This is a genomic window from Aliiruegeria haliotis (assembly GCF_003003255.1).
Lineage (GTDB): Bacteria > Pseudomonadota > Alphaproteobacteria > Rhodobacterales > Rhodobacteraceae > Tropicimonas > Tropicimonas haliotis.
This window is the reverse complement of record NZ_PVTD01000011.1, coordinates 63743-76873: the sequence shown is the minus strand read 5'-3', so window position 1 is coordinate 76873 and position 13131 is coordinate 63743. Positions and strand designations below refer to the sequence as shown.

Here is a 13131-nt window from a genome sequence, read left to right as displayed (position 1 = left end):
GCCGAACCAGCGGGTAAGATAGGGCGCAACGAAGGAAATGTCAGGCATGGCAAAGCAGCCCGCGGATCAAAAACAGCCCGCCCGCCGCAGGCGGGGCTTCGAGCGGACGTCGAGCCTGCTGGCGCAGCGCATTCGCAAGGCCAGCGAGACACGCGGCTTTGCCGAGACGCGCCTTTTGACCCATTGGGGAGAGATCGTCGGTGCCGACGTGGCGGCGGTGTCCCGACCCGTCAACGTCAGCTACGCACGCGGCAGCTTTGGCGCGACCCTGACGGTGCTGACCACAGGCGCACAGGCGCCGATGTTGCAGATGCAGGAACCGCGACTGCGGGAGAAGATCAACGCCTGCTATGGCTACAGTGCCATCACCCGCATTCGTTTCACCCAGACCGCGCCCACCGGCTTTGCGGAGGGGCAGGCCGAGTTCGGCCCCGCTCCCGTGCCCGAACACCGGCCGCCGGACCGGGAAATCAAGAAACAGGCCGAGATCATGGCTGTCGATGTGCAAGACGAAGGTCTGCGCAAGGCATTGGCCGATCTCGGCGCAGAAGTCCTCAGAAATTCCAAGAAATCAGCGGAGTAACCCGAATGAAGCGTTCTTTCACCCTGGCTGTTCTGGCCGCGATCGCGGCTGTCGGTATCGGCTTTTCCCAAAGCCAGCCCGGTCAGTCGACCTTCCCGTCCTTCGTCGGCGCGGCCCATGCCGAGGCCATTCAGGAAATGGTGCTGGGCAACCCGGACGCCAAGGTCGAGGTGATCGAATACGCCTCCTTCACCTGCGGCCATTGCGCCAATTTCAGCCAGACTGTCCTGAAGGATATCAAGAAGGACTACATCGACACCGGCAAGATCAAGTTCGTGCACCGCGATGTCTACTTCGACCGCTACGGGCTCTGGGCATCGATGGTCGCCCGCTGCGATCCGATGCGCTACTTTGGCATTTCCGACCTGCTCTTCAAGGATATCAGCGCCTGGGCCTCGGGTGAGCCTGCCCAGATCGCTGACAACCTGCGCAAGATCGGACGCACCGCAGGGTTGTCCAACGAGCAGGTGAATGCCTGCCTTCAGGATGCCGAAATGGCCCAGGACCTGGTCGCCTGGTACGAGGGCAACGCGAAGGAGCACGACATCTCCGCAACGCCGAGCTTCGTGATCAATGGCGAGAAGTACTCGAACATGAACTATGCCGACTTCTCCAAGGTGCTGGACGAGAAGCTCGGCGAGTAGAAGACCCCTCAGGGCAGCCTGTCAAGCAAGCTGTCCAGTGGGTTCCAGTCGTCGAGTTCCAACCTGACGGGGACCGTGAGCACCTGCCGTCTGAAGGGCGCCGGCATCCGCACGGCGTCCTTTTCCGTTGTGACCAGTTGGGCACCGAGCAGCTTTGCCTCGTTCTGCAGGCGGGTCACGAGGGCAGGGGTCAACGGTTGGTGGTCGTCGAGGGCTTCGGTGCGCTTCAGATCCACGCCGAGGGCACGCAGGGTGGCAAAGAACTTTTCCGGATAGCCGATCCCGGCAAAGGCCAGCGCCGGCAGCCCGCTCCAGTCCATCCCCGTCTGGAGCGGCTGGAGCTGGCCGGTCACATGCGGCAAGCCCGCTTCGGCGATTGGCGGGGACCAGTTGCTCCTGAAACGCGCCTGCATTGCCGGATCGCCGATGCTCAGCACGATATCGGCGCGGGCAAGCCCGACGTGGACGGGCTCGCGCAGGGGACCGGCGGGAATGCAGCGCCCATTTCCGAAACCGAGCCGCGCGTCGGCCACGATAACCGAGAGGTCCTTGTGAACGGAGGGGTTCTGGAACCCGTCGTCGAGCAGGATTCGAGCCGCCCCGGCAGACGCTGCCGCCCGCACGCCCGCGGCGCGGTCCCGGGCAACCCAGACCGGAGCAAAGGCCGCAATCAGCAGCGGCTCGTCGCCAACCTGTTCGGCGGTATGAGCGGCGGCGTCCACCCGAACCGGTCCCTCCAGCGATCCGCCGTGCCCTCTGCTGACCACCTGGGTTCCCTCGCCGAGACGTTGGGCAAGAGCTATCACGGTTGGTGTCTTGCCCGTCCCGCCTGCGTTGAGGTTGCCGATACAGATCACCGGAACGTCCGATCGGTACGGCGTGCCACCGGCCAGCCGGCGTGCCGTCGCTGCGGCATAGAGCCTGCCAAGCGGACTCAGCAGTCTTGCAGAAAGGGCCGGTTCGTCGGCCGGGGTATCCCAGAAGCGCGGCGCCCGCATCACGCGAAACTGTCCCTTAGCGACGCACATATCAGGGCGGAAAGGCGGTCGAGGACCTGGCTGCCTTCGGAGGCGACATCCCAGCCGTGCAACGCCAGGGTCGCCGCGCGATCGGGTGAAAGCAGATCGATCACCGCGTCGCCCAGCTCTTCGGGGCGGGCGATACGGAGGCAGGCATCGGCTGCGCGCAGGCGCCGGATGGCGTCCGCGTTTGTGCCCATGGTGGGGCCGGCGATCATGGCAGACCCGAGGCTCGCAGGAGCCATCGGGTCCGGGATCTCCGCTCCAAGAAGCGATCCGCCAAGGAAGGACACTGGCGACAGGCTGTAGAACAGGCCGATCTCCTCAAGGCAATCGGCGACGAAGATGTCGGTGTTCGGGTCGGGTTCGATGTCGAGTTCGCGGCTTGCAACCTGCCAGCCCCGGTTCCGCAAGTCCTGCACCATTGCAGGGCCCTCGGCATCGTCGCGCGGGACAATCAGCAGCAGTGACCGATGTGCCGTTCGGCGGACCTGCCCGTGGGCCACCAGTATTGCGTCGAGCTCCCGCGGATCCGGCATGGCCGCCATCCAGACCGGCCGGGTATCGATGGCCGCGGCAAGGGCCTCGCGTTCGGACTCGTTGCAATCCGGCGGGTGTGAGATGGGACGCAGCGGGCCGGTTGTCTCGATCCGGGCGGGGATGGCTCCCAACGTCCGGATCTTTTCGGCCTCCGTCGAGTTGACAGCGAGGACACGCTCGAACAGTCCGAACAGGTGTCGTTCGAGGTTACGCGCCCGGGGATGGTGATCCCGTGGCGCGCTCGCGTTTTGCAGAAACAGGGTCATGCCATATCTCGCGGCACCATCGAGCAGCAGTGGTTTGTCAGCCCGGTCGAGCCATATGCCGACATCGGGGCGCCAGTGATCGAGGAACCGAGCGATCGGGCCTGGCATGTCCTCCGGTGGAAAATGCTGAATGATGCGCGCGTCATCGCCGAGAACCTGAGTGTCGAGACGTCGCGGCGCGGTTATCAACACGTGGATCGGATCGAGCTGCGTTTCGAGCCGTTCAAGGAGGTCGTCAAGGCACCGGCAATCCAGACCGTCGGGTGCATGTATCCATGCCAGCGCCCCGTCAGGACGCGGCAGGGAGGCGCGGCCGAGGCGCTCGCCCGCTTCCCGTATCGCGTCCTCGTTGTCGCCGGATTGAGACTTGATCCGGTGATTGAGATGAGACGCATTGAAACGGGCCTTCAGTCTTGTGAAGGTCAGCGCGTCCAAGTCCGGCTCAGCCGAGTTCCTCTGTCGACGAGGCTTCCGTTTCCTCGTCGCGCAGACGGTGGATATGTGCAATGAAATAGCGCATGTGGGCGTTGTCGACCGTCCGCTGTGCCTCGGATTTCCAGGCGTCATGGGCCGAGGCATAGTCAGGGAACATGCCAACGATATGGATGTCGTCCACATCCTTGAACTGGGTCTTTGACGGATCGACGAGTTCGCCGCCAAAGACGAGATGAAGGCGTTGGGCCATGAGAGCCTCCCGGGTATCGCGTTGAATCGTCGGCACCCTAGCGATTGCGTCCATCGGGTCAAGCGTGGCAGCGGCACCGGCGGGCGCGACGGAAAAGTGTCGCGCGTTCGGAAAACCCTGTGCGTACTGCGCCTGTTCGTACGGGGTAGAAGCGCAACACTTCGCGGTTCAGACATCCAGGCTCTGCCCAATTGCTACGCATTTTGGCCGGTTTCCTGTAAGGAAGCGCCACAAAATACAATTGACCACGGGAGCAGTCACGAATGGTCACACGTCGCCACTTCCTTCTTGCCGCAACTGCCGCCACCGCAACCACGCTTCCGGTCCCGGCGTTTGCCACCTCCACCAAGAAAGTCAGGATCCCGCGCAAGTACATGCCGCAGAAAGTGTCTGTGGGCGATGCTACACCCGCGGGGGAGATCCACGTCTTTCCGGAGAAGCACTTCCTGTTCTGGACGCTCGGCAAGGGCAAGGCGATGCGATACGGCATTGCCGTCGGCGCGGCCGGGCGCAATTTCAAGGGAACGGCCTATGTCGGGCGCAAGGCCGAATGGCCAAGCTGGACGCCCACGGCGAACATGATCCGCCTGGAGCCGCAGATCTACGCGAAATACAGTGGTGGCCTGCCGGGCGGACATGAGCGGAACCCGCTCGGTGCGCGCGCGCTCTATCTCTACCAGGGTGGCCGCGACACATACTACCGGATCCATGGGACGCCACAGCCCTGGACCATCGGGCGCTCCTTCTCGTCAGGCTGCATTCGGCTGACGAATACCCATGTTTCCCAACTCTACCCGGATGTCCCGACGGGTACGAAGGTCGTTGTCTACTGACGCTCCAAGGCCGAAAGCTCAGGTATAGATGATCACACGGGCGCCGATCGGCACCCGTTGATAGAGGTCGATCACGTGGTCGTTCAGCATCCGGATACATCCGGAGGAGACCGAGCGCCCGATGGTCCAAGGTTGCGGTGTACCGTGGATTCGGTACCGCGTGTCCTTTCCGTTTCGGTAAAGGTACAGCGCTCGTGCGCCCAGAGGGTTGTCCGGACCGCCCGGCATGCCGCCCGCCATCGGACCATAGAGTTCGGGCTCGCGGCGGATCATGTTCGCCGTCGGCGTCCAGCTTGGCCATTCGGCCTTACGCCCGATGTAGGCTTCACCGGACATGTTCCGGCCTTCTTCGCCAACCGCAACGCCATATCGAATTGCCTGGTCGTCGGGGAGCATGAGGTAGAGAAGATGCCGCTTGGTCTCTATATGGATATCGCCCGGTGTGTAGCCTGGACGCAGCTTCACCACCTTGGCCTGGTACTTCTTGTCCAGCTTGTAGGTCTTCTGAACCTGGGCCCGAGAAATGGCGGGGGCGCAGAGCGTGGCTGCAAAGGTGGCGATGAATGCACGGCGGCTGGTCATGACACAATGGTTCCTGGCTAATCTGGACAGAAGCCTTGCATGGCCTTTTCCGCGGGACAAGCGCGCGTACTCGATGGTGGATCAAATGTTCGCGCGCATGTCGGAGGTGTGGCAATTCGGCAGTTGCCAGCACCGGACAAGAAAGCGAGCCCCGCTGGTGGCAGGGCCCGCATTCGTCGTCTTGTCGATTCAGAGGCGTCAGGCCGGTGTCTTGACCTTGCGCAGATAAGGCAGAACGGCGTCGAACTCCCCGAACTTCGCCCGTGCGGCGTCGTCGTCGAGCGACAGGGCCGCGATCACGTCCTGACCCATGGTCCAGTTCGCCGGAGTCGCGATCGGCACGTTGGAGGTGCATTGCAGCGCATCAAGCGCCCGCAGCACCTCGCCGAAGTTGCGGCCAACCGACATAGGGTAGGTCATTGTGAGCTTCAGTTGCTTGTCCGGTCCGATGATGAAGACCGAACGCACGGAGGCGCTGTCGTTGGCCGTGCGGCCGTCCGGAAGGTAGGCTTCGGCCGGCAGCATGTCGAAGGCCTTGGACGCCTCCAGGTCCTCGTCGGCGATAATCGGGAAGGGAACCGGCGCCTCTGCGTATGTCTCGATGTCCTTGATCCACTCTTTGTGCTCTTCAACACCGTCGACCGAAAGGCCGATGACCTTGGTCCCGCGCTTCTGCCACTCCTCGGCCAGTTGAGCGACGGCGCCGAACTCGGTTGTGCAGACCGGCGTGAAATCCTTCGGGTGCGAGAAGAGGATTGCCCAGCTGTCGCCGATCCAGTCGTGGAAGGACGCGATTTCGCCCTGGCTGGTCTTGAATTTCAGATCCGGAACGACATCGTTGATACGCAGGCCCATGTGGGTCTCCTTGATGAAATCTGTCAGTGTGCTGGGTGCTGAGGGGGCGACCCGTGCTTTAGATATATCCCAGACTTAGGAACGCAATCCCCATCTTGCGGCGGTTTCGGCGTGGTGACAGTGTGTCGCAAAATGCGACGGGAAGGACCTCCGGAAAATGATCGAAAAACGCCAGTTCTATATCAACGGCAGCTGGGTTGACCCGGTGTCGCCGCACGATCTTCCGGTCATCGACCCTTCTACGGAGGAAGAGGTGGCCGTGATCTCGCTCGGGGGCGAGGCGGATACTGATGCTGCAGTGTTGGCGGCAAATGCCGCGTTCCTTTCATGGTCGCAGTCCGACCCCGCGGAGCGGATCGCGTTGGTGGAGCGGATCCTTGAGGTCTACAAGTCCCGCTCCGAAGACCTCGCGCAGGCCATGACGCTGGAGATGGGCGCCCCGATACGGATGTCCCGCAACAACCAGGTTGGCGCCGGAGCCTGGCATATCGAGGGCTTCCTGAAGGTGGCGCGCGACTATGCCTTCGTGCGCAAGCTCGATGGCGCCCCGAACGACCGTATCATCATGTCCCCGATCGGTACGGTCGCGATGATCACACCGTGGAACTGGCCGATGAACCAGGTGTCCCTGAAGGTGATTCCGGCGCTTCTGGCGGGGTGCACCATGGTGTTGAAACCCTCCGAGATCGCGCCCCTGTCCTCCGTCGTGTGGACGGAGATCATGGACGAGGCTGGCGTTCCGGCGGGGGTCTTCAACATGGTCAACGGCGATGGTGCGGGCGTTGGCAGCCAGCTTTCGGCGCATCCGGGCGTGGACATGGTGAGCTTTACCGGCTCTACCCGTGCCGGGATCCTGATTTCCAAGGCTGCCGCCGATACCGTCAAGCGGGTTTGCCTGGAACTCGGCGGCAAGGGGGCGAACCTCGTGTTCGCGGATGCCGATGACAAGGCCGTGGAACGGGGCGTGCGGCACTGCATGCAGAACACCGGTCAGTCCTGCAACGCGCCGACCCGCATGCTGGTGGAGCGCTCCAGCTACGATCAAGCGGTGGAGATCGCGGCGGCCGAGGCGGAGGCCACCAGGGTCTCCAGTGCCCATGACGATGGCCGCCACATCGGTCCGCTTGTGAGCCAGATGCAATGGGACAAGGTGCAGGGCATGATCCAGACGGGAATCGACGAGGGCGCCCGTCTGGTTGCGGGCGGAACTGGTCGGCCCGACGGGTTGAACCGCGGCTATTTTGCCAAGCCCACCGTCTTTGCCGATGTGACTCCCGACATGACGATCTACCGGGAGGAGATCTTCGGTCCCGTCCTGTCGATCACGCCCTTCGACACCGAGGAAGAGGCTGTCCGGCTGGCCAACGACACCCCGTACGGTCTGACCAACTATGCCCAGACGCAGGACAGAGACAGGATGATCCGCATGGCGCGGCAGCTACGCGCCGGGATGGTGGAGATCAACGGCGCCAGCCGCGCTCAGATCGCGCCATTCGGGGGGATCAAGCAATCCGGCAATGGCCGCGAAGGCGGTGAGTTTGGACTCGACGATTTCCTTGAGGTCGTGGCCGTGGGCGGCTGGCCGGCGGACTAGTCGCTCCGCTGTCGAAGGGCACTCCCGGGGCGTGTGTTTTTCGGGCGTGCTCTGCGTCACCGCAGCCGTCAGAAGGGACAGGCGGTTCTGAACGTCGTTGGAGCACCGCCATCGGGATGGCGAATGGTCAGCGTCTCGGCATGCAGCATCATGCGGGCCGCTGCGCGTGCCTCACCCTCGGCATAGAGCGGATCCCCGAGGATCGGGTGTCCAAGCTCCGCCATGTGAACCCGCAGCTGATGGCTCCGCCCGGTTTCCGGTGTCAGCTCGACTCTGGTGCTGCGTGGCTCGCGCTCCAGCACTCGCCAGCCGGTTCGCGCTGGTTTCCCACGCTCAAAGTCGACCATTTGCCTTGGCCGGTTCGGCCAGTCGGCGATGAGGGGCAGGTCGATCTGGCCGCCATCGGTGTCCGGGTGGCCGGTGATGCGCGCGATATAGGTTTTTGACGTGTGTCGCCGCTCGAACTGCAACCCCAGGTGGCGCTGGGCCAGTTTGGTCCGTGCAAAGACCATGACACCGGACGTGTCCCGATCCAGGCGGTGCACCAGCAATGTGGCGGCATCGACCGCTTCTAGCCGGCTCAGAAGGCAGTCCGAGAGGTGCGCCCCCTTGCCCGGAACCGACAGGAGACCGGCGGGCTTGTCCACGACAAGCAGGTGGTCGTCCCGGTGAAGGACGACCAGCGGCGCTGTCGGAGGGGCATATTCGCTGCTCACGTGCTCTGAGAGAGACCGTCCGCGATCTCGTAGTAGTCGCCCTTGTCGCGTGCGAAGATGTGCTTCTCCAGCGTCAATCCCGTCGGCCCGTCAAGCACACCAAGGGAAAACGAGATCGTGTCCTCCGCTGTGTGCCGCCAGAACAGGAAGGATCCGCAATGCGGGCAGACCCCCCGCCGTGCCGTATCGCTGGAGGCAAACCAGCGGACCTCTCCGGTGATTTCGACACGCGACGCCGGAGCGAAGGCAGAGGCCCAGACGTGGCCGGATTGCTTGCGGCATTGCGAGCAATGGCAGATCCCGGGCCCCTCAACCTTACCCCTGACCGCGAAAGAGGCCGCCCCACAAAGGCGGCTCCCCCGAAGAGCGTCACCCGACATTGCCGAACACTTTCTCCAGGATCCGCGACAAAGATTGCGCATCGTCTTCTGTGAATGCCGCCGGCTGGTCGCTGTCGATATCGAGCACTCCGATCACCTCACCCGCGGCATTCCGGACCGGCAACACAAGTTCGGATCGGGTGGAGGAGGCGCAGGCGATATGGCCGGGAAAGGCATCCACATCGTCGACCAGTTGCACTTCTCCCGTTCGGGCCGCCGCGCCACACACGCCACGCGCGAAGGGAATGACAAGGCAGCCATGTCCGCCCTGGTAGGGGCCGATCTTCAAAAGGTCCGGCGCCACCACGCGGTAGAAGCCGGTCCAGTCGAACCTGTGATCCGCGTGGTGGATTTCGCAGGCGAGCGTCGCCATGAGCGCCACCTCGTCCGTCTCCCCCGCCGTCAGGGCGAGGATGACCTTTTCCAGTTCGGTGTAGTTCACCATTCCCTATGGCCTTTCGATTGCAATCGCCGTGCCTTCGCCGCCCCCGATGCAAATGGCCGCGACCCCGCGCTTCAGGCCCCGCACCTCCAGCGCATTCAGGAGCGTGACCATGATCCTGGCGCCCGAGGCTCCGATAGGGTGGCCAAGCGCGCAGGCGCCACCGTTCACGTTCATCCTGTCGCGGGCGATCCCCATTTCGCGCATGAACGCCATAGGCACAACGGCAAAAGCCTCGTTCACCTCCCAGAGGTCAACGTCCTCGACCGACCATCCGATCCGGGTAAGCAGTTTGCGGGCCGCGGGCACCGGTGCGGTGGTGAACCACCCCGGTGCCTGCGCGTGGGAGGCATGCCCCAGCACACGTGCGCGCACCGGCAAACCGCTGTCGGCCGAAGCCATGACCAGGGCCGCCGCACCATCGGAGATCGACGAGGCATTGGCCGGTGTCACGGTTCCGTCCTTGCGGAACGCGGGTTTCAGATGCGGGATCTTCTCCGGACGCGCGTTGCCGGGTTGCTCGTCCTCTGTCACCACCACATCGCTCTTCCGTCCGCGCAGGGTGACCGCCGAGATCTCTGCCGTGAAGGCCCCGGATTTCTGTGCCTCAAGCGCATTCGCCAGCGAACCAAGTGCGTATTCGTCCTGGGCTTCGCGGGTGAACTGGAACCGCTCGGCGCAATCCTCAGCGAAGGTGCCCATCAGGCGCCCCTTGTCATAGGCGTCCTCAAGCCCGTCGAGGAACATCGAGTCCTGCACCTCCTGATGCCCGATCCGGGCGCCGCCGCGCATCTTCGGCAACAGGTAGGGCGCATTGGTCATGCTCTCCATTCCGCCGGCCACGATCACATCCGACTGCCCGAGGGCGATCTGGTCGAAGGCGATCATCGCTGCCTTCATCCCGGAGCCGCACATCTTGTTGAGCGTCGTGGCGGGGACCTCCTCCCCGAGCCCCGCGCCGAACCCTGCCTGCCGCGCCGGAGCCTGGCCCTGTCCCGCCGGCAGTACGCAGCCCATCAGGACCTCGTCCGCGGTGATCACGCCCGCGCCTTCCAGCGCCGCGCGGATGGCGCTTGCTCCGAGCGCCGGGGCGCCCAGGTCCGAAAACACTCCCTGGAATCCACCCATGGGCGTGCGGCTGGCGCCCGAAATCACGACGTCTTTCATATGATCCTCCCTCATCTGCCCCAACGCATACCGAATGGTAAGCTTTTTCGTCCAGCGTCTGGACATGCCGAATGCGCCAGGGAGTGGCAAATGGAACTGAAGGCTTTTCGCCACGGCGATACGTTGCGGGTGGATGTGGGGACCTCACGAATTGACGCGGCCTGCGCAATTCAGTTCAAGGACCGGATGCGGGAGGTTTGCGGCGACGAGCCAAGGCGGGTCGTCCTGAACTTCGCCGCTGTCGATTTCCTCGATTCATCCGGGTTGGGTGCCGTCGTTGCAACGATGAAAATGCTCGGTAAGTCAAGGACTTTGGAGCTATCCGGCCTGTCGTCCAAGGTTTCGAAGGTGTTTCGACTCACCCGAATGGATACGGTATTCACCATCCATGACACGGTGGAGACCGCGCTTGGCGCGGGAGACAGCGCCGCCTGATGGGGCGCCATGGCCGACACGAAGGGCCCGGCCAAGACGACCCGGGAGAGACTACCTCCTCAAGCCGTCCAGGAGAGGCGTCAGGCAAGTGCTGTACGGGGCGATTGATCGCTCGCACGGGTGAGGCGAAGTGGATGTCACATCGGTCCCGAATCGAGGAACGGATCGACAGCACCGCGGAAAGCGTTCGAAACGCGCTGAAACGGACGACGCGGGCTCTGGCCGAAAGGGGAGCCTGTCCGAGAGAGATCGAGAGCACCGAGGTTGTCCTCGCCGAACTCATGAACAACGTGGTGGAACACGCCTACCTTGGCCAACCCGGTCGCAGCATCTGCCTTCGTGTTGATATCCTAGATGATTCCCTGTCCTGCCATGTTGTCGATGACGGTCTAGCGCTGCCGGGACTTGCTCCGCCACCCGTGCACCGGCACGATTTCAACGTGGATCTGGAGGATTTGCCCGAGGGCGGATTTGGCTGGACTCTAATCCAGGACCTGACCTGCGAACTCGGCTATGTCCGCTCCAACGGCCAGAACCATGTGTCGTTCTGCATATGTCGCAACCGGACCGCGTAGGTTCGGTTGTGCCTCACGATTGCCGCAATCGAACCACTGTGCCGACAGACTCGAAACTCAAAATGGCTGTGTAGCTGCACTAGGCTTCCCTCGGCGCTGTGCGTATTAGCCCCCACCCAGTGCATGGCGCCGAGGATCACATACTTCCCTCCACCAGCATTGGCTTCCCCGGATCGGCACGATATCCAGTGTCGACAGGGAGAAAAACATGCGAGATTTCCAGACCCCGGGTCGATCCCCGGTCCTTTCCGAGCGGGGAATGTGCGCAACGTCGCATCCGCTGGCAGCATCGGCCGCAATTGACATCCTTCGCAATGGCGGCAATGCGGTGGATGCAGCAATTGCAGGCGCCGTGTTGCTTGGAATCTGTGAGCCGCAGATGACGGGGATCGGCGGGGATTGCTTTGTGCTGGTGTCCCCTCCGGATGGTGGAGACGTCCTTGCGCTCAATGGATCGGGACGCGCTCCGGCGGCGGCCTCCGCGCAGGCGCTTCGTGGACGTGGGCTGGATTCCGTCCCGCTCTTCTCGCCCGAAGCCGTCACCATCCCCGGTGCAATCGCTGGGTTTGCCGAACTGTCGCAACGATTGGGCCGGCTGGGCCTTGCCGCGAGCCTCGCGCCGGCAATCGACTACGCCGAACGTGGTGTCCCCGTGGCGCCGCGGGTCGCACACGATTGGCAAGCCGCCGTGGGCAACCTGCAGGGCGCAGGCAGGGAGCACTACCTTCTGTCGGGGAATGCGCCCGGGGTCGGTCAGGTCTTTCGCTCGCCGGGGCAGGCGACGGTGCTTCGCGCGATTGCCGAGGCGGGACCGCAAGCCTTCTACACCGGTGAAATTGCAGCGGACATGGTGGCCGCACTGAATGAACTCGGAGGCGTTCACACCGAAGAGGATTTCGCCAACCACCGCGCCGACTGGGCGACGCCGATCAGCGGGTCCTATGGCGATATCGAGGTCGTGGAGCACCCTCCCAACGGGCAGGGTGCCACGGCCATCCTGTTGCTGAACATCCTGAAGGCTTTTGACATCTCGGCGATGGATCCCCATGGCGCCGAGCGCGCGCATATCGAGGCGGAGGCCGCAAAGCTTGCTTATGACGCGCGCAACCGATTCATTGCCGACCCGGAGTTCATGTCCAACCCGGATCGATTGCTGGACCCCGATCTCGCGCGCGACCTCGCGGCGCTTATCGATCCGGGTAAGGCAATGGAGGCCGCCCCCCCCCTGACCGAGGCCGTCCACCGCGACACGATCTATATCACTGTCGTCGATGAGGATCGCATGGCGGTGTCGCTCATCTATTCGATCTTCCACAGTTTCGGCTCCGGGATCGCCTCCCCGACCTATGGTATCCTGCTCCAGAACCGCGGCGCCGGGTTCACCCTGGCCGAGGGGCACCCCAACGAGTACGGCCCGGGCAAGCGCCCATTGCATACGATCATTCCCGGAATGTTGCGCCAGGGGGGCAAGGTTCTCATGCCGTTCGGGGTCATGGGGGGACAGTACCAGCCCAATGGCCACGCGCGCTTTGTCAGCAACGTGGTGGATTTTGGCATGGATCCACAGCACGCCATCGACAGCCCGCGCAGCTTTGCCTTCGATGGCGTGCTATCGCTTGAGAGCGGATACGGGCCGGATGTGCAGGCGCAACTGTCGGGCCTGGGCCACCGCGTTGTTCGCCCGGACACCGGGATCGGGGGCGCTCAGGCCATCCGGATCGATCCGACGACCGGTGTGCTGATCGCCGGCTCTGACCCTCGCAAGGATGGGCAGGCAGTCGGATACTGAGGACCAATTGCCACGGGCGCACGCGC

16 protein-coding genes are annotated in these 13131 nt (G+C 63.6%); 7 read left to right on the top strand and 9 right to left on the bottom strand.

The genetic code is table 11. From position 1 onward, the window contains the following. Window positions 1–46: 46 nt before the first annotated feature. Entirely contained in the window at window positions 47–583 is a 537-nt protein-coding gene (locus tag CLV78_RS19785; RefSeq protein WP_106207295.1) for a DUF721 domain-containing protein, read from the top strand. A 5-nt stretch (window positions 584–588) separates the two neighbouring features. Further along, window positions 589–1227 (top strand): DsbA family protein, encoded by a 639-nt coding sequence (locus tag CLV78_RS19780; protein WP_106207293.1) that lies wholly within the window; start codon window positions 589–591, stop codon window positions 1225–1227. A gap of 8 nt (window positions 1228–1235) precedes the next feature. Here the strand turns inward: CLV78_RS19780 and lpxK are convergent, their stop codons facing one another. From lpxK to CLV78_RS19765, 3 genes are read right to left on the bottom strand one after another with little or no spacing between them, the layout of a single operon-like run. Further along, window positions 1236–2225 carry a tetraacyldisaccharide 4'-kinase gene (lpxK, locus tag CLV78_RS19775; protein ID WP_106207291.1) on the bottom strand — a complete coding sequence of 330 codons (990 nt, stop codon included), beginning with the start codon at window positions 2223–2225 and terminating at the stop codon, window positions 1236–1238. Continuing rightward, the gene (locus CLV78_RS19770) at window positions 2225–3487 is read right to left on the bottom strand and encodes a 3-deoxy-D-manno-octulosonic acid transferase (protein WP_158263615.1); all 1263 of its coding nucleotides are present in this window, start codon (window positions 3485–3487) and stop codon (window positions 2225–2227) included. Before CLV78_RS19770 ends, lpxK begins: the two co-directional genes overlap by 1 nt. 7 nt (window positions 3488–3494) lie before the next feature. Continuing rightward, window positions 3495–3737, bottom strand: coding sequence for a DUF4170 domain-containing protein (locus CLV78_RS19765; protein ID WP_106207287.1), 243 nt, complete (start codon window positions 3735–3737; stop codon window positions 3495–3497). Between the two features lie 263 nt (window positions 3738–4000). On the opposite strand from CLV78_RS19765, the gene CLV78_RS19760 reads away from it, so the two are divergent. Further along, the gene (locus CLV78_RS19760; RefSeq protein WP_106207285.1) at window positions 4001–4570 is read left to right on the top strand and encodes a L,D-transpeptidase; all 570 of its coding nucleotides are present in this window, start codon (window positions 4001–4003) and stop codon (window positions 4568–4570) included. Between the two features lie 18 nt (window positions 4571–4588). On the opposite strand, the gene CLV78_RS19755 is transcribed toward CLV78_RS19760, so the two are convergent. Beyond that, entirely contained in the window at window positions 4589–5152 is a 564-nt protein-coding gene (locus CLV78_RS19755; RefSeq protein ID WP_106207283.1) for a L,D-transpeptidase, read from the bottom strand. Between the two features lie 198 nt (window positions 5153–5350). Beyond that, window positions 5351–6007, bottom strand: coding sequence for a peroxiredoxin (locus tag CLV78_RS19750; protein ID WP_106207281.1), 657 nt, complete (start codon window positions 6005–6007; stop codon window positions 5351–5353). Between the two features lie 157 nt (window positions 6008–6164). Here CLV78_RS19750 and CLV78_RS19745 point away from each other — a divergent pair, with 157 nt between their 5' ends. Then, window positions 6165–7601 carry an aldehyde dehydrogenase family protein gene (locus CLV78_RS19745; RefSeq protein ID WP_106207279.1) on the top strand — a complete coding sequence of 479 codons (1437 nt, stop codon included), beginning with the start codon at window positions 6165–6167 and terminating at the stop codon, window positions 7599–7601. 68 nt (window positions 7602–7669) lie between these two features. Here CLV78_RS19745 and CLV78_RS19740 read toward each other — a convergent pair whose 3' ends face one another. From CLV78_RS19740 to CLV78_RS19725, 4 genes are read right to left on the bottom strand one after another with little or no spacing between them, the layout of a single operon-like run. Further along, window positions 7670–8317, bottom strand: a complete 648-nt coding sequence (locus CLV78_RS19740) for an RluA family pseudouridine synthase (protein WP_106207277.1) — start codon at window positions 8315–8317, stop codon at window positions 7670–7672. Further along, window positions 8314–8697, bottom strand: coding sequence for a GFA family protein (locus tag CLV78_RS19735; protein WP_106207275.1), 384 nt, complete (start codon window positions 8695–8697; stop codon window positions 8314–8316). Before CLV78_RS19735 ends, CLV78_RS19740 begins: the two co-directional genes overlap by 4 nt. Next, a complete protein-coding gene (locus tag CLV78_RS19730) occupies window positions 8687–9142 on the bottom strand; it encodes a GAF domain-containing protein (protein WP_106207273.1) in 456 nt (151 codons plus the stop codon). The genes CLV78_RS19735 and CLV78_RS19730 overlap by 11 nt, the downstream gene beginning before the upstream one ends. A 3-nt stretch (window positions 9143–9145) precedes the next feature. Beyond that, window positions 9146–10306, bottom strand: a complete 1161-nt coding sequence (locus CLV78_RS19725; protein ID WP_106207271.1) for an acetyl-CoA C-acyltransferase — start codon at window positions 10304–10306, stop codon at window positions 9146–9148. A 90-nt stretch (window positions 10307–10396) separates the two neighbouring features. On the opposite strand from CLV78_RS19725, the gene CLV78_RS19720 reads away from it, so the two are divergent. The 3 genes from CLV78_RS19720 (at window position 10397) to CLV78_RS19710 (ending at window position 13105) form a co-directional block, all read left to right on the top strand. Next, window positions 10397–10741, top strand: coding sequence for an STAS domain-containing protein (locus tag CLV78_RS19720; protein WP_106207269.1), 345 nt, complete (start codon window positions 10397–10399; stop codon window positions 10739–10741). 134 nt (window positions 10742–10875) lie between these two features. Further along, window positions 10876–11316, top strand: coding sequence for an ATP-binding protein (locus CLV78_RS19715; protein ID WP_158263614.1), 441 nt, complete (start codon window positions 10876–10878; stop codon window positions 11314–11316). A gap of 208 nt (window positions 11317–11524) precedes the next feature. Further along, a complete protein-coding gene (locus tag CLV78_RS19710; protein ID WP_106207266.1) occupies window positions 11525–13105 on the top strand; it encodes a gamma-glutamyltransferase family protein in 1581 nt (526 codons plus the stop codon). Window positions 13106–13131 lie beyond the last annotated feature (26 nt).